The organism is Clostridium punense, assembly GCF_017874425.1.
Taxonomy (GTDB): Bacteria; Bacillota; Clostridia; order Clostridiales; family Clostridiaceae; genus Clostridium_J; species Clostridium_J punense.
In genome coordinates, this window is record NZ_JAGGLL010000007.1 from 38,241 (window position 1) to 56,604 (window position 18,364).

Sequence of the window (18,364 nt, forward strand, 5' to 3'; positions counted from 1 at the left end):
TAAGTTTAATTCTTATGGGGATTGCTAATATTAGGCAATCCCTATTGATATTTTACTTAGTGTTTAGGGACAAGTATTTAACACTTACATATAATATTAATAGGCAATGATGTGAATTTCAGTGATAACTATATTAATAAATAGAGTGTAGCTACTAGGAACTTATAATATTTACTAGGTTTGCTTACATAAAAACTAAAGGGGTGAATATGTAAGTGTTTAAAAGTATTAAAGTTAAGCTGTTAGTTTTTGTATTGATACTTTCCTTAGTACCGTTACTAATTACAAATGCTTATCAGCTTACTAGTTATACTAAAGATCAAAATAGAGAAATCTCAGCGCATTTAAGAGATATTTCAAAAGGTAATGCAGAATTAATAAACCAATGGATAGATCAAAAGTTAATATTAGTGGATACAATATATAAAAGTCATCCAAATATAGGTAGTTTAGATAGAAGTGCTGCCATAGAAGCGCTTAAAACCATTAAGTTACAATACCCAGATATTGAAACCGTAGTATTAACTGACAGTGAAGGGAAGTCAATTAGTAGTGAAATGCAAGATATTAATATTTCTGACAGGGAATATTTTAAAAAAGCTCAAAAGCAACAGGAGGTTATAGTTAGTGATATAATTACCAGCAAATCTACAGGGAATCAAGTCATATCCTTTGTGAAACCTTTAAATAATGATAAAGGTGAATTTAAAGGGACTTTTATGATTGTAGGTAATGCTGATGCTTTGCTTAAGGCTGTTTCGGAGATAAAAATTGGACAAACAGGCTATGGATATTTAATAAATAAAGAAACCACAGTATTTTTAACTCATCCAACAAAAGAATATATAGGAAAAAAACATGAAGAGGTTAACCCAGATAATGTAAAGTTATTTAAAGAAACCATTTTTACTAATCATGAGGGTGATATTGAGTATTTAGCAGCTGATAATACGAAAAGACTAGGATATTATCACTTAATACCAGCTGCTAATTGGCAGCTAGTGGTTACAGGGAAAGCTTCTGAAATACTTCAAGGTGTTAACACTACTACAAAAGTTATTATAGATTTAATTGGAGTTACGTCAGCTATAGTTGCTATACTTTCAGTAATTTTAGGTAACACCTTTGTAAAACCAATAAAAAGAGTTACAGACCTTTTAATTAAGACAGAGAATTTAGATTTGGCTGAGGATGACTCTTTCAATGAGGTTTACAAACACAAGGATGAAATAGGAATTATGGCAAGAGCTTTGAGAGTCACAAGAAAAACTATGCGAGAATTAATTGAAAAAATTCAGCAAACCTCTTTTACTATAGAAGAAAGCACAAAAGGCTTATCTTCTACTTTAGGGGAAACTACAGGCTCTATTGAGGCTGTAACGAGGGCTATGGACGAAATGGCTCACGGCTCTGGTGAGCTAGCTAGAAATACCCAAGTTGGAGCAGAGCGGCTAGAAGCTCTTTCAAACAAGATAGAGGATATTAACAATGCTTCCTCAGAGATGAAAGGTTTTATAGATGTAAGTAAGATTGCAAAAGATAGAGGAATTGAAGTGGTTAATAAATTGCAGGGAGTGGTAGTAGAGAATGAAGCTGTAGCAGCTAGAGTAGGTGAAAAAGTCTTTATACTTGATGAAAAGTCTGAAAAAATTAGCCTGATAACAGAAACTATTAAATCAATAACTTCACAAATAAATATGCTTTCATTAAATGCAGCCATTGAATCAGCTAGAGCAGGAGAAGCTGGAAGAGGTTTTAGTGTAGTTGCAAATGAAATTAAAAAATTAGCTGCAGATACCGCTACTTCAACAGTTGAAATAGATAATATCATTAAAGAGTTTAAAAAGATAATTGAAGATACAAAGGCAGAAATGATTATTGCAAAACAAGTAATTGGAAATACAAGTGCAATGAGTAAGATTACAGGTGAAGCCTTTAGAAGTATAGATAGATCAGTTGAAAATATAATCGGAAAAATTGATGCTTTAGCTATAGATATAGTGAGCATGTCTAAAGACAAGGATAATGTGATTAGAACTATAGATGGGATTTCAGCGGTTTCGGAGCAATCAGCTGCTACTAGTGAAGAGATTTCAGCAGCGGTAGAACAACAGTCAGCTAATATGGTTACAATTTCAGAAACTGCACAGCAGCTTTATAATATTGCTACTGAATTGAAAGATTTAATCATTAAATTTAAGGTTTAATATTTGTAAGCAATCCGCATTTAACCAGTGCGGATTTTTTGTTTTATAGAAATTTTAACATTTTGTTTTTAATGCCATATTTAAACAACTAACACTAGAAACTTCCAGACAAAGATATAATTTAACAATAATTCAGTTTTCTCAATAAAAGCACGTCTATATAAGTATTAATATATAAAAACCTATATATTTTAAAGGTAAGGAGAATTTTATTTTCATCACTTTATTAAAAATTATGATTACCAAGTTAAGTATAATGTAGATAATTAAACAAATTTTGAATATTAAATATTTTTTCTTGATGGATATCTTAAAATATGTTAATATGATAATAGGACATAAACAAAGAAAGACTATGATTAAATGAAGTAAATCACATTAAATAGCTATAGTAAATTAATTTAGTATTTTTTAAGTGTTTTTAATCCTTGATAAAATTTATAATTGATGAAAGCTATTTTATAAACTTTGTTTAATAACTTCAAAATTCTAAAATATTATCTATTTTAATTTAATTGTATATTGTTTATATCTAAATTACATTTGTCTTAAATCATACTTTAGAAGGATAACTCTGGAGCCACTTGCGGGTAACATTATCTTCTAAAATTAATTTTTATGTTTAAAATATCATTTTCTACGCCAGAAGGGACAACTTAATCACTGGCTAAGTTAATAGAAATCCAAATTAATGATGACTTTTACTTTTAAAATTGTTTCAAAAGTACATGATATCCATTAGAACTCATCAACTTATGAAAAGTAAATAATTTTCGCCTTGTTAGGTAGAAAATTAATAAATTTACAGTATATTGTACCACCACACAAGTAAAAAATTTTACCAGATTTTCGAGTCTTGGGGTCTGACATATTCTTCAAGTGACAATTACTAATCCTATGTAAGTTGTTGTGATGTAACAAGGTTCCTTTGTTTATTTTAAAGCTACTTGAAAAATATTAAATAAAATGAAATTGTTCATTATTTTATAGGAGTACTAAGTGGTTTGTTCCATAGCAGGAACAATAGCAATAGATTTCCTAAGGTAATGTAAACATTTACAATGTGGAAAGTACATAAATTATATATGGAAAGGAAGCTGATATTATTTGAATATACTATTTAGCAAATTCAAAGAAGTAACTTTAGCTGTTTTACCTATTACAATCATTGTTTTAATCCTTAATTTCACTATAGCACCCATTGAACCGCTTCTAATATGGAGATTTATTATTGGTGCAATCTTTATAATAATTGGACTTGGAATTTTCTTATTTGGAGCTGATATTGGTATTCAGCCTATAGGATCACTTATGGGATCATATATTACAAAAAGTAAAAAAATATGGGTTATGGTGGTATTTGGTTTAATACTTGGGTTTCTCATAACAATAGCAGAGCCAGATTTACAAATTTTAGCTACCAGTATTAGTGGAGTAACTTCTGGAGCCATCTCTAAATTTAGCATTCTCTTAGTGGTTTCTACTGGAGTAGGAATATTATTAGTTGTAGGCTTATTAAGAGTTGTATTAAATGTTACATTAGCGAAGCTTTTAACTATATTATATGGTATAATATTCCTATTAGCACTACTGTCTTCTTCAGGGTTTTTAGCTATATCCTTTGATGCCGCAGGGGCAACTACAGGTGCAATGACAGTGCCTTTTATTTTGGCATTAGGTCTTGGAGTATCATCTATTAAAGGGGGAGTACAATCAGAGGAGGATAGCTTTGGCCTTGTGGCAATTGCCTCTACTGGCCCTATAATTTCTGTATTAATTATGAGTATAGTATCTAAGGTTGGAATAAGTACTGGAAATTTAGCTTATGATAGTACAGTTAGTGAAGGTATAATTTCACCCTTTGTTCATCATATTCCTATAACTATGATGGAGGTGGCAATTGCCTTAGCTCCTATTACCATAATATTCGGTGTTTTTCAAGCGCTATTTTTTAAATTACCAAATAAAAAAATGAAAAAGATATTAAAAGGTTTAGTTTATACATTTTTAGGTTTGGTTTTGTTTTTAACTGGTGTTAATGCTGGGTTTATGGAAGCAGGTAGTGCTACGGGATATGCAGTTGGTGCCTTAGAGCATAATTGGATTCTTATCCCAATTGGATTTATTCTTGGTTTTACTGTAATTTTTGCAGAACCAGCAGTATATGTTCTAAATGAGCAAATTGAAACAGTTACTAGTGGGCATATTAAGAAAAAAATTATATTATATACCTTAAGTATTGGAGTCGCTTTTGCAGTAGCACTGTCTATGATTAGAATTATGATTCCGTGGATACAATTATGGATGTATTTATTGCCAGGATATTTAATTTCAATTGTAATGTCTTACCATGTACCTAAAATATTTGTAGGTATTGCCTTTGATTCAGGCGGGGTTGCATCTGGACCTATGACTGCTACCTTTATTTTAGCCTTTGCACAAGGAGCAGCAGAGGCCATTGAAGGAGCTAACGTATTAATTGATGCCTTTGGTATTATTGCTATGGTAGCAATGACACCTTTAATTGCTATACAGATACTAGGATTATTATATAAGAGAAAAGCTGCAAAGGAAGGAGTTGAGATAAGTGAAAGCTAAAATAACTAAAAAAGGTTATACCATGTTCTTTGCGGTGGTAAACTTAGGTATTGGAAGTAAGGTTTTGAGAGAAGCTAGAGAGGTTGGAATTTTGGGTGGGTCAATTTTTCTTGGTAAAGGTACAGCTAAAAATCAAATTTTAGAGTTTCTAGGCTTAGATAAAATAAAAAAAGAAATTGTCTTGATGGCTGCAGATAGTAGTGTAGAAGACACAATGCACCAAGTTTTAGAAGAAAGGTTTCAGCTCCATAAACCAAATCATGGAATAGTATTTTCTTTACCAAGTAATAAAGTTATAAGTGAAAAAAGATATGACTGTGATGAAGTCCCTAAAGAAGGAGGTAAAGAGGTTATGAAGGATGTCATGAAATATGAAGTGATTTTCACAATAGTAGACAGAGGGTTAGCAGAAGCAATTGTAGACGCCACTACCTCAGCAGGGGCTAGAGGTGGTACTGTAATTCATGGAAGAGAATCAGGAAGTCATGCAAGTACTAAATTTCTCTCTATGGATATAGAACCTGAAAAGGAAATTGTTATGACACTAATTGAAAAAGCTAAGACTGACGCTGTTATTGCAGCCATAGAGGAAGTTATAGAAGAGGATAGTACAAGAGACGGAGTAATCTTCTCTATGAATGTAAATAGAACTTCAGGATTGGTAAATAGTGATTAAAAAGAAAACTCGAGATTAGATATCTCGAGTTTTCTTTTTAATAAGTATACTTTAGTATAACAGTATAAAGTATGATTAAAATTTCTTATCACAAAACTGTCTATAAAAATCTACTGTGTGAACTATCTCAAAGCCCAAATCTTTATAAAGCTCTACAGCCTTTTTATTCCAAGTTAATACTGTAAGGTGAATGTTTTCTGGGGAAACTCTTTCTAAAGCTCTATTAATAGCAAATTGGGTAACTTTTCTACCTAGGCCTTTTCCTTGGTATTTTGGAGCTACTACAATATTATCTAGATAACCATCTAATATCATAACAGTAGCTATAATGGTTCCCTTATCAAATAATAAGAATATATTGTTCTTATTTGCTTCTAGATATTCTCTATGTTTAGGACTAAAATCACATAAATAAGGCTTAATATCATTTTCTTTTCTTAATTCATAAAAGCCCTGTTGAATAAGTTTTATATATTCATCAAAGAATTTGTCATCATAATTCACAAAGTTTAAATCTACTGTTGGTTGATAGAACCCTTTATAATAGGCCTCATGACAACCCCACCATCTTTTATAGCCAAGTTTTCTATAAAACCCTTGGAAGTCTTTTTTATCAACTGTAAAATAAGTGGTTAATAAATTAGGGTTTAGCTTTTTTATGGAGGTATAAATGTTATTATAAAGAGAGGTACCTATACCTTTTCTCCTCCAGTGAGGATGTACATAAACTAGAATGCAATATTCCTTAGATTCCTTATTGGTGTTCTTTAAATAACTAAAGCCCCATATTCCACCTTCATCATAAACCATCAACTTTCTATTATTGTCCTTAAAAAAGGAGTCAATATCACTTTGGTCTAAAACAAAGCCTTCATTTAATATCTCTATGAGGTTATCCTTATCTTCTGGTCTAAATTCTCTTATCATAAAAACTCCTCCATTACTAGGACTTACTTTAAACTTAAAAATCTTTGTCCATCTTCATTAAAAAGCATAATACCTTCAATAGAGGCTTCTGCTTCTTTTATAATTTGAAAGAATTCTAGTAGTTCCTTTTCAGTTTCAAAGGTTTTAAAAGCATTAAACCCCAGCATATCTAAAATATCTTCAGCAGGCATTATGTCCAAACAGAGTATATAGTTTTTACCGTTAAATTCATTTTTTATAAAGCGATAGAAAAACATTTTTTCATCTTCTCTTTTTTCAGGCATATATAGTGGAAAGTTTATCATTTTTATTCTCCTTTGCACAAAAGATTTTTCTATATATCTATGATGATAAGGAGTAGATAGAACACTTTTGTAAAGAGATTTTCTATGCAGCTTAAATAATCTTTCAAGATGAAACCAAAATTAACACATATTTATTGCTTATACCCCGATTTTAGTGCATTAATAGCTTTTATTAAGAGGGACATTTTTATCATAATTAATCATATGAAAATAAAAGAAGTTTCATAAGTTTCATTTGCTAAGAAAGAATAAAGAAGAGGTAGAATTCTTAAAAATAAAATTAAACGAATTTATTGACAACTTATTTAATCTGTTATAATATAATGAAATATAACAACACTAATTAGGGCATTTCATAAGCATTCAAGAAAAGTTTAGGATACTGGTGTCTTAAAATCTTAAAACAATTGACATAGGTTATTGTTTTAGTTAAGTGTAGATTTGAATTTTCTTACTATAGTTTAGGAGAAAGTTCAAATTATAGATTTTATAATTTGATTCATGGCAATGATGAGGAGAGTAAATATATAGGACTTTTACAGAGAGCTCTGGTAGCTGAAAAAGAGCAAAGAAGTATATATTGAAACAAGCCTCTGAGCTCCATACCAAAGCTTTATTAAAAATAAAGGGGAGGCTATGGCGTTTGCTCACGTTACAGAGCTAGGGTATTAACATTTTGCAGTACCTGAAGAGGTTAATATGGCAACATATTAATAAACTGGGGTGGTACCACGAAGTCAATATCTCTCGTCCCCAAGACTAAATGTCTTGGAGGTGGGAGTTTTTTTATTGCAAAAATATAGACTTTAATAGTGGTTATTAAATTAGAGAAGCTAAGAACCCTATAGAATATGTATATTTTCCGTGAGTTTTAAAAGTTTACCAGGTTATAAACATATTAGGGTTTTAGTTTCATTACCTAGGAAAAATCAGCTTAATTTTATTACTAAACCAGGAGGTATTAATATGTGTGAGAAATATTTAAATATGGAGTCAAACTTTATTCAAAGATTTGTTGAAGAAGATATAGAAGAAAAGGTGTTTACTAGGAGTATAACAACTAGATTTCCTCCAGAACCCAATGGTTATCTTCATATAGGTAGTGCGTATGCTATAAATATAAGTTACACCATAGCAAAAAAATACGGAGGATTCTTTAACCTTCGTTTCGATGACACTAATCCTTTAAAGGAGGACATGGAGTATGTTCATTCTATAATTGAAGATATGAAATGGCTTGGATATGATCCTGAAGATAGAATTTATTACGGTTCGGATTATTCAGAAGAAATCTTCAATCTAGCTGTGGACCTGATAAAAAAGGGAAAGGCTTATGTATGTGATTTATCACCAGAGGAAATTAGAACCTATAGAGGAACATTAACACAGGGTGGAGTAGATAGCCCTTATAGAAACCGCAGCATAGAGGAAAATCTAGATTTATTTTATAGAATGAGAAAGGGAGAATTTCCTTCTTCCTCTAAAGTATTAAGAGCAAAGATAGATATGAGCTCTCCCAATATTAATTTTAGGGATCCAATAATATATAGAATTCATCATGCAAATCATTATAGAACAGGAGATAAGTGGTGCATATATCCTATGTACGATTTTGCACATCCTCTTCAAGATGCTATTGAGGGAGTAACTCACTCTCTTTGTTCAGTGGAATTTAAGGACCATAGACCACTATATGATTGGTTCCTAAGGGAGTTAGATTTTAAAGAACCGCCAAGACAAAGAGAGTTTGGTAGGCTTAATTTAACAGGAGTTGTTACAAGTAAAAGATATCTTAGAGAATTAGTTTTTGGTGACTTTGTAGATGGCTGGGATGACCCAAGACTTCCAACCTTGAAAGGTCTTAGAAGAAGAGGGTTCACACCTGAAAGTATTAAGAGGTTTTTAGGAGAAATTGGAGTAGGAAAAAGCGAAAGTACTGTAGATATTTCAATGCTTGATCAATGCTTAAGAACTGACCTTAAAGAAAAGGTTCCATCAATTATGGCGATTTTAAATCCACTTAAGGTTATAATTACTAACTATGAAGAAGGTAAAGAAGAGCTACTCCAAATTGCAAATAACATGGAGAATGCTGACCTAGGTACTAGGGCAGTTCCTTTTTCTAGGGTGATTTATATTGAAAAAGATGACTTTATGGAAGATCCAGTAAAGGGATTTCACAGGCTAGCTCCACATAAGGAAGTTCGTTTAAAGGGAGCTTATTTTATAAAGTGTAATGAAGTTATAAAAAATGAAGGAGGAGAAGTCATAGAACTTCATTGCACATATGACCCACAAACTAAAAGTGGTTCAGGCTTTGAAGGAAGAAAGGTAAAAGGAACCATCCATTGGTTGTCAGAAAACAATGTATTAAAAGCACAAGTTAATCTTTATGATAAGTTAGTTTCTGAAGAAAGTCTATTAAAGGATGCTTCGAAAACTTGGGAAAAAAAGATTAATCCGAACTCTTTAATAGTACTAGAGAATTGCTTAGTAGAGAAGTTTTTAGAAGGAGCGCCAATGGAAAGTAAATATCAATTTATTAGGCATGGGTATTTCACAGTGGATAATAAACACAGTTTTGAAGGACATCTTGTTTTTAATAGAATTGTTTCTTTAAAAGATTCGTGGAAAAATAAAACAGCCCAATAATAGAATAAAATAAAATTCAAATACTCTATTCCTCAATTCCTTATAGGAGATAAACGTATTAATATAAGGGGTTAAAGTTATGGACGGTGAAAGAGCCTTAGTTTATAATCTTTTAGGTGGTTTTATTAAGAATCTTCTAATAGATATAATCATAAGGTTCTAGTAAAGAAGACTATCCTTAAATTGTAAGAAATTCTTAAGATTTATTTAATATTTTTGAAATAACTTTCCTATTTTAACCACGTATAATTATAGGTATGGAAATTTAAAATACTCCTCAGGTTTTCCTAAACCTATGATACAAGGAGTAAGGGGGATAGAGTATGATGAGTAAAATAGATGAAGTGTTTCCAAAAGTTATGGTATGCTTAGTATTTTTCTTAATTGCTGCTACTATTATTTACAATGCAGATAGACTAAGCAACTTAGCAGAGAATATGGGAAGCGAAGCCTCGAGTATCATAGTCCAAAAGTACAATTTAAACAATCAGTAGAGAAACATAAAATTCAAATAGCAAAGAAAGCAACCTAGTCAAAGACTTTGGGCAGGGCACAAGCCCTAACCAAAGTCTATTTTTAGTAAAACACTTTTAATAAAATAAAAAATGTTAAAGAGTCCATTTATATATAATTTCTACCTATTGCATATAATACTATTAAGGCATCTTCAAAAAATAAATAAGTCAATCTGCTCGTCTATTTTGTGCTATACTGCGTCAACAGAACCCTTAGATAGCCCAACTATCTGCGGGTTCTGATTCCTTGTCTATCACAAAATATCCTTTACATCTTGGACTTGTTATTTATTTTCAGATGCCTAAACATTTTTCGGAGGTAGCTATGAAAAAGGCAATTAAATTTTTGGGACTGAGTGATGAAGCTATTTTACTAGATACAAAACTTTATATAATAAAATCCATGTTAGCAATATCCACAGGCTATTTACTTGGCATATTTTTCCCTATTACAAGACTTGATATGATTTCTGTGCTTTTAGGAGTTATGTATAACCTAGAACCTATAAATGTACTAGGCATAAAAGGCGGTATAAGTCAATTAGTAGCTTCCACTATTGGAGCAGCCTGTACAGGAATTTTAATTCTGGTATTTGGGATAAACGTTTTTACTATTGCTCTTGGTATGGCCTTAACCTTATACGTGTCTATTAAAATTAATTGGAGAATGGTATCACCAGTGGCCATATTTACGTGTATTTATATGACTCAGTATGTACAAAGGGACATATACGGTATGCCAAGTATTTGGCTCACTTTTAGATTAAGAATTGCTGCCCTTGGACTAGGAGTAATTATCGCAATATTCTATAATTATGTGTTTTCACATTTTTATTACCACAACATTGCTAGTAAAAGATTGCAATTTGCAAAAAAATCAGTGCTTTCTGGTTTAGAATATACTTATAGGGAGTTAAAGAGTTCAAGTGAAAATAAAAATAGGGATTATGTTACCATATTTCCAACAATTTTTAATGATTTAGATTTAGTTCATGCCAATATGGAGGTTATGGTTAAAGAGTCTAAGTTTTTATTTCATTTATTAGAGCCTAAAGAACTAGCCATAATTCAAAACATCCTGCAGCATTTTAGAGATATAAACCATTTAACTTATGATATTAATTACACTGCTTGGAGAGAAGGGCAGAACTTAAAGCTAGAGGACAATGTGATTTCGGTTTTAGAAGAAATTATAGAAGCTCTAAAAGATTTAAATTTCACTAAAATAAAAACTATAGAACACCAGCTAGAGTTAAAAACAAAATTAGATAAGGATTTTAATGGGAATAGAATTACTTCTAATATAAATTCCATTGTGTATTATGTTGAAGAAATACTTGAAGAAACAAAGGCACTATAGTAAACTATATAATCAGATAGCTTCAGGACTAAATCCTGAAGCTATATTTATGATAAGGTTAGTGGTAGCTTATGTTTTTAAGGGGTTTAGGCTACTACCCTTTAATGGTGGAGGTTTAAAAATGGATTTGAAAAAGGAGAGTTTTCTAGCTAAGTATAATATTTCAGAGGATGAAATTATTAAATACGAAATAAACTGGCAAGTATTAAATTCTATATATGAGGATTTCAATCTGTATGGAACCTTGTATCAAACTCAAGCAGATTTTATTGCTAGTACATTAAGAAACCATAAGAAGATTCACTCTGTTAAATCAAGAGTGAAGGATTCAGAACACTTAATAGAAAAGATTATTAGAAAAACTGCCAGCAGAAAAGAAACCTATGGCATAGACTTTCAATTTACCCCTGAGAATTATAAAGACCAAATAACAGACTTGATTGGTGTTAGAGCAATTCATATATTTAAGGAAGATTGGGAAGATATACATAATTTTATATCTAACACTTGGAAGGTTATTGAAATAACTGCAAATGTTAGGGAAGGTGACGATACAGGCCGTTTTGAAGAACTAGATATTGAAATTAACTCAAGAAAAACTGGCTATAGATCTGTTCATTACTTAATAGAATCATTTCCAACTAATCAAAGGGTTATTGCAGAAATACAAGTTAGAACAATTTTTGAAGAAGGTTATGGAGAAATTGATCACCAGCTAAGATACACTAGAGATGAAATTCCTGAGGTTTTAGCTTTAAATCTACTACTATTAAATCGTATTGCAGGAAGTTCAGATGAAATGGCCTCAGTAATTAACTTGCTTAATAGAAGCCTCATGGAAAGTGAAGAGAAGGAGAAAGCAGTTTACTCCAAGAATAAGGAATTACTAGGACTAAAAGAAAAGATAGAAAGCATCAATTCTATGGACTTAAAAGAAAAACAAGAAATTCTATCAACATTAGATAGAGTTATTATAAATGAAGATAAACTAAGGAGGTTTTAACATGCCAATATTAAAATTTAATGGTGTAGAATCAAGAAAACTATGTGATATAAGTAAGGAGTTAGTGGATAAGCTTCAAGATTTTCTTCAGTGTCCGAGAGATTACTTTAGCCTAGAAGTTATTCAAAGCTTATGCATTAAAGATGGAGAATACGTAGAAGTAAGCCCTAGAGTTGAAATTGCATGGTTTGATAGAGGGCAAGAAACTCAAAATAATGTGGCTAAAATCCTTACAGAGTATGTTAAGGAAATGGGATATCCTAATGTAGATGTGATCTTTACTTGTCTTGAGGAGAAAAAGTACTATGAAAATGGAGAACATTTTTAAACAAAATATCAGGTTATTCTTTAAATTTTAGAAGAATGTGTAACTTTCTATTAGAGAGCAAGGCAATCCACAGGTTTTTTATAAAATAATGAAGAGCTTTAAAGGAAATTAATATAAAGTATTTTAAGAAATTTAAATAAATAACTAACTAAGAAAAATTAAAGATTAAGAATCAGTTAAAGAGGTGTATTCATTGAAAAATGTAGCTTATTATTTTGTTAAGTATAATGTATTGTTAATAGTATTGTTTTTAATAGATAAATTCCTTATAAGCTCAGATAATTTAAGTATAATTAGAGCTGTGGGGATTGTTATTGTGGTAGCGATTATTGATATAATCATATTTTCTAAACGCAAATATGATAGATTAAGTAAGAAGGGAAAAAATAAGCAATAGATAATTATTTATCTATTGCCATTCCCTCAATTTTCTTCCAAAGCTCTAAATCTTCATTAATGGAATTTTTAGAACCTATAACATTGTTAAAGACTTGAAACCTATTTCTGCCACTTTCTTTAGCACTATAAAGAGCCATATCTGCCGCATGAATAAAATCCTCTGCTTCACAGTTTACTGTTGGTACTAAAGAGCAAATACCTATACTAACAGTTACATAAGGCATCGCCTTAGAATTATCATTAGGAATTTTAAGTGCACTAATTGCTTCTAAAATCTTAGTAGCAATGCTCTTTCCTCCATCTTCATCAGTGTCAGGAAGAAGCACTGAAAACTCTTCACCACCAAGTCTTGCTGTTAAATCGGTACTTCTATTTACTGTGGATTTCAAAGTTTTAGCAATGATTTTCAAACATTCATCACCTTGAACATGGCCATAAGTGTCATTGAATATTTTAAAGTAATCTACATCTATCATTAGAAGAGTTATAGGCTTAAAGGTTCTTTGCGCTCTTTTCCATTCCTTTTCCAGTGAAATTTGAAAATATCTTCGGTTAGGAATACCTGTTAGTCCATCGGAGAAAGATAATTCTGTAAGAATTTTATTTTTTTCCTTCAGCTCTTCATTAGCCTTTTTAAGCTTAAGTTCCATATCTAAAAGCATTTTTTCATATTGTTTTCTATCTGTTATATCGTTCATCATTCCTATAACAAGGGGATTTCCATTTTCATTTGGTAATAAGGTTACAATAACATCTCCCCATAAAATACTGCCATCTTTCTTTATATATCTCTTTTCTATTCTATAAGAATTAATTTTTCCATCTAGTAAGTCTTTAAAAAATACACTCTCTCGTTGCCTATCTTCAAGAGGAACAATATTACTAAAATACTCAACTTCTTTTACATCTTTATATCCCAGCATATTAAGATAGCTTTGGCTCACATCTATAGGTTTTTGATTAATATCTCTTACAGTAATAGCAGTACCACCATTATTAAATATAGTAACTAATCTGTCATTAGCACTTTTTAACTTATCTTCAACTAACTTTCGAGAAGTTACATCTCTTGAGATAGATATTACTTCTTTAGGAGAACCGCTGGTATCCTTAATTAAATGCGCCTTACTCTCAAGCCATATATAGCTACCATCCTCTTTTCTAAATTTATAAGCACTAGTAACAACATCAAGTTGCTTAAGTAATAGTTCATGTTGTGAGCGGATGTAATCTAGGTCCTGTGGATGAATAAAGTCATAGGTAAACTTACCTAAAAATTCTTTAGCTGTATAGCCTAGTAGCTTTGTAATAGAAGGAGATACATACTTAAGTTTAGAATTTAGATCATGAATACAAATTAAATCAGAAGAGTTGTTTACGATTAATCCATAATAAGATAATTGCTTAAAATTCTCGTAAGAAATCCTAGCATACTCACATACAAAGTAACACAAACACCCGCCAATAAAAGAAATCGTTATGAAAAACACATAATGATGTAGAAATGGTTTACCAAATCCTAGAATATAGTACAGTGAACCAAACATATAAGTAGCACTAATTAAATTCATAGCAATAAACCTAAAAGCTGTAGTTTTTTTACTTCTACCTATATATGCAAATATAAAACCAATGAACAGTATTCCCGTAAAGGCTACAAAAGAGGGTGCACTAACCCCGTAAAGAACTATACGCATGGTTGCAATAATAGCACTACATACAAGTGCGGATATGGGAGATCCATAAACAGCAGAAAGTGCAATGATAATGTGTTTTAAGTCCATAAGTATATACTCATCAATATTTATTGAATATAACATAAGAACAGTTCCAGCAATTCCTGAAGTTATGCCAATGAATAGGTTTATTTTATGTTTGTGCCTGTTCATATTTATAAGTTTAATTATGATTTGCCACTGTATAAACACACAAATTATAATTATAGCAAGATTAATTAATAAAATGTTTACCATGATATCTCCCTGTAAGATTTAAATTATAGATTTAAGAAATAAAGTTTAATATAATTTTTTATATTTCAATTTGCTTAAGATTTTAAAAGTATATTAATTTCATACATAATCAGTTTTTTCAAAATAAGGATTTTATTTAATTTTATAGAAATCACTAACTATTATACTATAACATTTCTACAATGTTAAACAAATTTTTCATATAATATAATAGCTGTTGTTGATGGATATTAAGTGTTATTTAATATAGAAAGTTAAATGGAAATTTGCAAGAAATTTAAGTCGATCATTGAATTCTAAAATGGTAATAATTTTGGAAAAAAGATGAAGTGATGTGAATGCAGAATGGGATTAAATTACTATATACTAAAAAATAAAGATTTTATTATATAGCAATTCCAATAGTTTTAAGGTTCTAAAGAAAAAAGTGTAAATTAGCTATATTTTTGTACTAAATATTTCATTATTCATATCAATAATTTTATTTAGTAGATTATTATAGAAATACTACTAGTAATTTTGCAACATATAGTTTTAGAATTTGCAGAAACTAATACTACAACAAAATAAAAACAACTCCTTTTAAAAGCTTTACTAAACTAGATTGTAAAATGGCTAAAATAGAAAGGATGGTGCAATATGAAAAGGTTATTAGTGATAGTTTTATGTGTAACGTCTTTAAATAGCGTGCCAGCTTTTCATCTGTCCGGGACAAGCTATACCAAAAATGGTGTAGAGTACATTAATATGAAAAAAGATACAATATTAAACAATATTTTTGATCTCTTCGATAAAAAACAAAAGGTATATAATAATGCAGACTTAGTTTAATTAAAATTTAAAAACTAAGATAATGTAGTTTTAAAGAAAGAAAGGAAGAAATTCCTTTCTTTTAGTTTAGTTATTTATACTTTGAGTAAAATTTTAAAATGCAATAAATTATAATTTTCTAGTCATATAAAGCTCTATTTTTTAATATTTATTAATAAGAAATATAAGAATAATTTTACATAGAATGTAAATAATACATATTTGAATTTGAAAAATTTTAATAAGTGTGTTATTATCTTTTATATAAATTAAAAGCACCGAGGGGGTATACTAATGGATTCAGGTCCTGATGGTAGTATAACGTTACAACTACTATTAATTTTCATTCTTACAATGGTTAATGCCTTTTTTGCATCAGCAGAAATGGCTATAGTGTCACTTAACAAAAATAGATTAAGGATGCTAGCGGAAGAAGGCAATAAAAAAGCGTTGCTTTTAGAAAAGCTTTTAGAAGAACCAAGTAAGTTTTTATCAACTATTCAAATTGGAATAACACTAGCGGGATTCTTTTCAAGTGCATCTGCAGCAACAGGTATTTCTGATGATTTTGCACAGGTATTAAAAGGAGCAGGGGTTCCTTATAGCAGTCAAATTGCTCTTGTGGTGATTACTATTATATTATCTTATATAACTTTAGTATTTGGAGAGTTATATCCTAAGAGAATAGCTTTGCAAAAGGCAGAAAGTATTGCTTTATTCGCTGTTACTCCAATTATGTTTATCTCAAAGGCAACAAAGCCTTTTATCAGACTACTTTCTTTTTCAACAAACCTATTAGTTAAGATTACAGGTCATGATACTGAAAATTTAGAGGAGAAAGTTTCAAAGGAAGAAATTAGATCTCTAATTGAGGTAGGCCAAGAACATGGAGTTATTAACGAAACAGAAAAAGAAATGATTGAAAGCATTTTCGAGTTTGATAATAAAAGAGCAGAGGAAATAATGACACCGAGAACAGAGGTGTTTTTAATAGATATTACCTCTTCATCTATGGACATAGCAAAAAAATTGCTTGAAGAACAATATTCTAGGATACCAGTCTACGAAGAAGACTCAGATAATATTATTGGTATCTTGTATTTGAAGGATTACTTCCTAGAAGCTAGCAAGCATGGCTTTGAAAATGTGGAAATTAGAAGTATTTTAAGAACTCCATATTTTGTTCCTGAAACTAAAAATATTGATGACCTATTCAAGGAATTGCAAAAATCTAACAATCATATGGCAATTTTAATTGATGAATATGGTGGTTTTTCAGGTATAGTCACAATTGAAGACTTAATTGAAGAAGTAATGGGAAATATCTTTGACGAATATGATGAAGTTGAATGTGACATTATGAAAGTTGATAATAATACTTTTATTGTCAATGGACTGTTAGCTATAGATGAGTTCAATGATTATTTAGATACAAATTTACAATGTGAGCATTCAGAAACTATTGGTGGTTTCGTAGTTAACTTATTAGGAAGTATTCCAACGGAGGAAGAAGATCAAATAGTTGAGTATGAAAACTTGGTTTTTAAAATTGAAGATGTTAAAGAGAAAAGAATTGAAAAAGTAAGAGTTTCTATAGTTAGATAAGTTAAAAGGAAGGAGTAATCCTTCCTTTTAACTTATCTTTATTTATCAAACCAGCCCTTCCTTTTAAACCATAAGTACATAAACACACTTATTAAGCCCATAACTCCTAGGGCAACAAAGTAACCATACTTCCAATCTAATTCAGGCATATATTTAAAGTTCATTCCATAAACCCCTGCAATAAAAGTTATAGGAGCAAAAATTGAAGTTATAACGGTGAGTAGCATCATGTTTGTGTTCATTTTATTTGAGTTTATAGATATGTAACTATCTCTAATATCAGAAGTCATATCTCTGTTTGCCTCTACCATTTCAGAGAGCTTAAGGAGATGATCATACACATCAGAAAAATATATTCTATAATCAGAAAAAGTATTAAGTCTTTCTGAGTTTAAAATTCTATAAAGTAAATCCCTCATAGAATAAATTACTCTTCTTAGTTTTAATAAATCACTTCGGATTGCAAAAACTTCATCAATTAATTTATGAATAGACTTATTTTCACTGTTATTATCTATTTTATCTAAGGCATCCTCAATATCTGAAATAGCTGGAAAAAATTGATCTACTATTTCATCTAGTATTTGATGACTTACATAAGCTGGACCCTTATCCCAATGATTAGGTGTACTTTTAACTCTATTAAAGGCCTCATCAATTTCTAAAATATCTACATCATGGTAAGATACTATGAAGTTTTCACCAACAAACATAGAAACTTCTATGGGAGTAAGGTCTTTTTTGTTAAGAGCATTAAGGATAAAGAAGTTATACCCTTCATAGTAGTCTAGTTTGGGCTTATTTATGGAATGAATACAATCCTCAATGGCTAAGTGGTGAAATTTAAAATATGAGGATAGTAGTTTTATTTCGTTCTCTGTGGGTTTATGAAAATCTACCCAATACCATGCTAAGTTTGATTTTTTTATATCTTTTAGAGCTAAATTTTTTTTCTCTTGAAAACTTTTATCTATAGCAAATATACGAAGCAAATTAATTCCCCCAA

Annotated in this window: 14 protein-coding genes and 1 other annotated feature; of the genes, 10 read left to right on the forward strand and 4 right to left on the reverse strand. The window is 30.3% G+C overall.

Annotated features, from left to right (window positions below; genetic code table 11):
- Window positions 1–215: 215 nt before the first annotated feature.
- The 3 genes from J2Z44_RS05745 to J2Z44_RS05755 all read left to right on the forward strand — a co-directional run bounded on the left by J2Z44_RS05745 (window position 216) and on the right by J2Z44_RS05755 (window position 5,481).
- Window positions 216–2,207 (forward strand): methyl-accepting chemotaxis protein, encoded by a 1,992-nt coding sequence (locus J2Z44_RS05745; RefSeq protein WP_209649405.1) that lies wholly within the window; start codon window positions 216–218, stop codon window positions 2,205–2,207.
- Between the two features lie 1,107 nt (window positions 2,208–3,314).
- Entirely contained in the window at window positions 3,315–4,805 is a 1,491-nt protein-coding gene (locus J2Z44_RS05750; RefSeq protein ID WP_021281596.1) for a DUF1538 domain-containing protein, read from the forward strand.
- Complete coding sequence (locus tag J2Z44_RS05755; protein ID WP_342591451.1) at window positions 4,795–5,481, forward strand: P-II family nitrogen regulator; 687 nt, start codon at window positions 4,795–4,797, stop codon at window positions 5,479–5,481. Before J2Z44_RS05750 ends, J2Z44_RS05755 begins: the two co-directional genes overlap by 11 nt.
- Before the next feature lie 75 nt (window positions 5,482–5,556).
- Here the strand turns inward: J2Z44_RS05755 and J2Z44_RS05760 are convergent, their stop codons facing one another.
- Entirely contained in the window at window positions 5,557–6,408 is an 852-nt protein-coding gene (locus tag J2Z44_RS05760) for a GNAT family N-acetyltransferase (RefSeq protein WP_021281594.1), read from the reverse strand.
- 23 nt (window positions 6,409–6,431) lie between these two features.
- Window positions 6,432–6,713 carry a hypothetical protein gene (locus J2Z44_RS05765; RefSeq protein WP_209649406.1) on the reverse strand — a complete coding sequence of 94 codons (282 nt, stop codon included), beginning with the start codon at window positions 6,711–6,713 and terminating at the stop codon, window positions 6,432–6,434.
- A gap of 498 nt (window positions 6,714–7,211) precedes the next feature.
- Window positions 7,212–7,471, forward strand: a binding site (T-box leader).
- A gap of 208 nt (window positions 7,472–7,679) precedes the next feature.
- On the opposite strand from J2Z44_RS05765, the gene J2Z44_RS05770 reads away from it, so the two are divergent.
- The 6 genes from J2Z44_RS05770 to J2Z44_RS05795 all read left to right on the forward strand — a co-directional run bounded on the left by J2Z44_RS05770 (window position 7,680) and on the right by J2Z44_RS05795 (window position 12,968).
- A complete protein-coding gene (locus J2Z44_RS05770; RefSeq protein WP_021281591.1) occupies window positions 7,680–9,365 on the forward strand; it encodes a glutamine--tRNA ligase/YqeY domain fusion protein in 1,686 nt (561 codons plus the stop codon).
- 323 nt (window positions 9,366–9,688) lie between these two features.
- A complete protein-coding gene (locus J2Z44_RS05775; protein WP_021281590.1) occupies window positions 9,689–9,859 on the forward strand; it encodes a hypothetical protein in 171 nt (56 codons plus the stop codon).
- A gap of 346 nt (window positions 9,860–10,205) precedes the next feature.
- Entirely contained in the window at window positions 10,206–11,240 is a 1,035-nt protein-coding gene (locus J2Z44_RS05780; RefSeq protein WP_021285490.1) for an aromatic acid exporter family protein, read from the forward strand.
- 121 nt (window positions 11,241–11,361) lie between these two features.
- Entirely contained in the window at window positions 11,362–12,243 is an 882-nt protein-coding gene (locus tag J2Z44_RS05785; protein ID WP_035319981.1) for a RelA/SpoT domain-containing protein, read from the forward strand.
- A gap of 1 nt (window position 12,244) precedes the next feature.
- Window positions 12,245–12,571 carry a DUF1904 family protein gene (locus J2Z44_RS05790; RefSeq protein ID WP_021285492.1) on the forward strand — a complete coding sequence of 109 codons (327 nt, stop codon included), beginning with the start codon at window positions 12,245–12,247 and terminating at the stop codon, window positions 12,569–12,571.
- Window positions 12,572–12,764: 193 nt separating this feature from the next.
- On the forward strand, window positions 12,765–12,968 hold the full coding sequence (locus J2Z44_RS05795) for a hypothetical protein (RefSeq protein WP_021285493.1): 204 nt from the start codon (window positions 12,765–12,767) through the stop codon (window positions 12,966–12,968).
- A gap of 4 nt (window positions 12,969–12,972) precedes the next feature.
- Here J2Z44_RS05795 and J2Z44_RS05800 read toward each other — a convergent pair whose 3' ends face one another.
- Window positions 12,973–14,943, reverse strand: a complete 1,971-nt coding sequence (locus tag J2Z44_RS05800) for a diguanylate cyclase domain-containing protein (RefSeq protein WP_021285494.1) — start codon at window positions 14,941–14,943, stop codon at window positions 12,973–12,975.
- Window positions 14,944–16,047: 1,104 nt separating this feature from the next.
- Here J2Z44_RS05800 and J2Z44_RS05805 point away from each other — a divergent pair.
- A complete protein-coding gene (locus tag J2Z44_RS05805; RefSeq protein ID WP_021285496.1) occupies window positions 16,048–17,358 on the forward strand; it encodes a hemolysin family protein in 1,311 nt (436 codons plus the stop codon).
- Between the two features lie 38 nt (window positions 17,359–17,396).
- On the opposite strand, the gene corA is transcribed toward J2Z44_RS05805, so the two are convergent.
- Window positions 17,397–18,350 carry a magnesium/cobalt transporter CorA gene (gene corA, locus J2Z44_RS05810; protein ID WP_209649407.1) on the reverse strand — a complete coding sequence of 318 codons (954 nt, stop codon included), beginning with the start codon at window positions 18,348–18,350 and terminating at the stop codon, window positions 17,397–17,399.
- Window positions 18,351–18,364 lie beyond the last annotated feature (14 nt).

What these genes read in the sequence shown, in the direction of transcription:
- J2Z44_RS05760 (WP_021281594.1), bottom strand. Translation starts at nt 6,408, where the DNA reads ATGATAAGAGAATTTAGACCAGAAGATAAGGATAACCTCATAGAGATA.
- J2Z44_RS05765 (WP_209649406.1), bottom strand. Translation starts at nt 6,713, where the DNA reads ATGATAAACTTTCCACTATATATGCCTGAAAAAAGAGAAGATGAAAAA.
- J2Z44_RS05770 (WP_021281591.1), top strand. Translation starts at nt 7,680, where the DNA reads ATGTGTGAGAAATATTTAAATATGGAGTCAAACTTTATTCAAAGATTT.
- J2Z44_RS05775 (WP_021281590.1), top strand. Translation starts at nt 9,689, where the DNA reads ATGATGAGTAAAATAGATGAAGTGTTTCCAAAAGTTATGGTATGCTTA.
- J2Z44_RS05780 (WP_021285490.1), top strand. Translation starts at nt 10,206, where the DNA reads ATGAAAAAGGCAATTAAATTTTTGGGACTGAGTGATGAAGCTATTTTA.
- J2Z44_RS05785 (WP_035319981.1), top strand. Translation starts at nt 11,362, where the DNA reads ATGGATTTGAAAAAGGAGAGTTTTCTAGCTAAGTATAATATTTCAGAG.
- J2Z44_RS05790 (WP_021285492.1), top strand. Translation starts at nt 12,245, where the DNA reads ATGCCAATATTAAAATTTAATGGTGTAGAATCAAGAAAACTATGTGAT.
- J2Z44_RS05800 (WP_021285494.1), bottom strand. Translation starts at nt 14,943, where the DNA reads ATGGTAAACATTTTATTAATTAATCTTGCTATAATTATAATTTGTGTG.
- J2Z44_RS05805 (WP_021285496.1), top strand. Translation starts at nt 16,048, where the DNA reads ATGGATTCAGGTCCTGATGGTAGTATAACGTTACAACTACTATTAATT.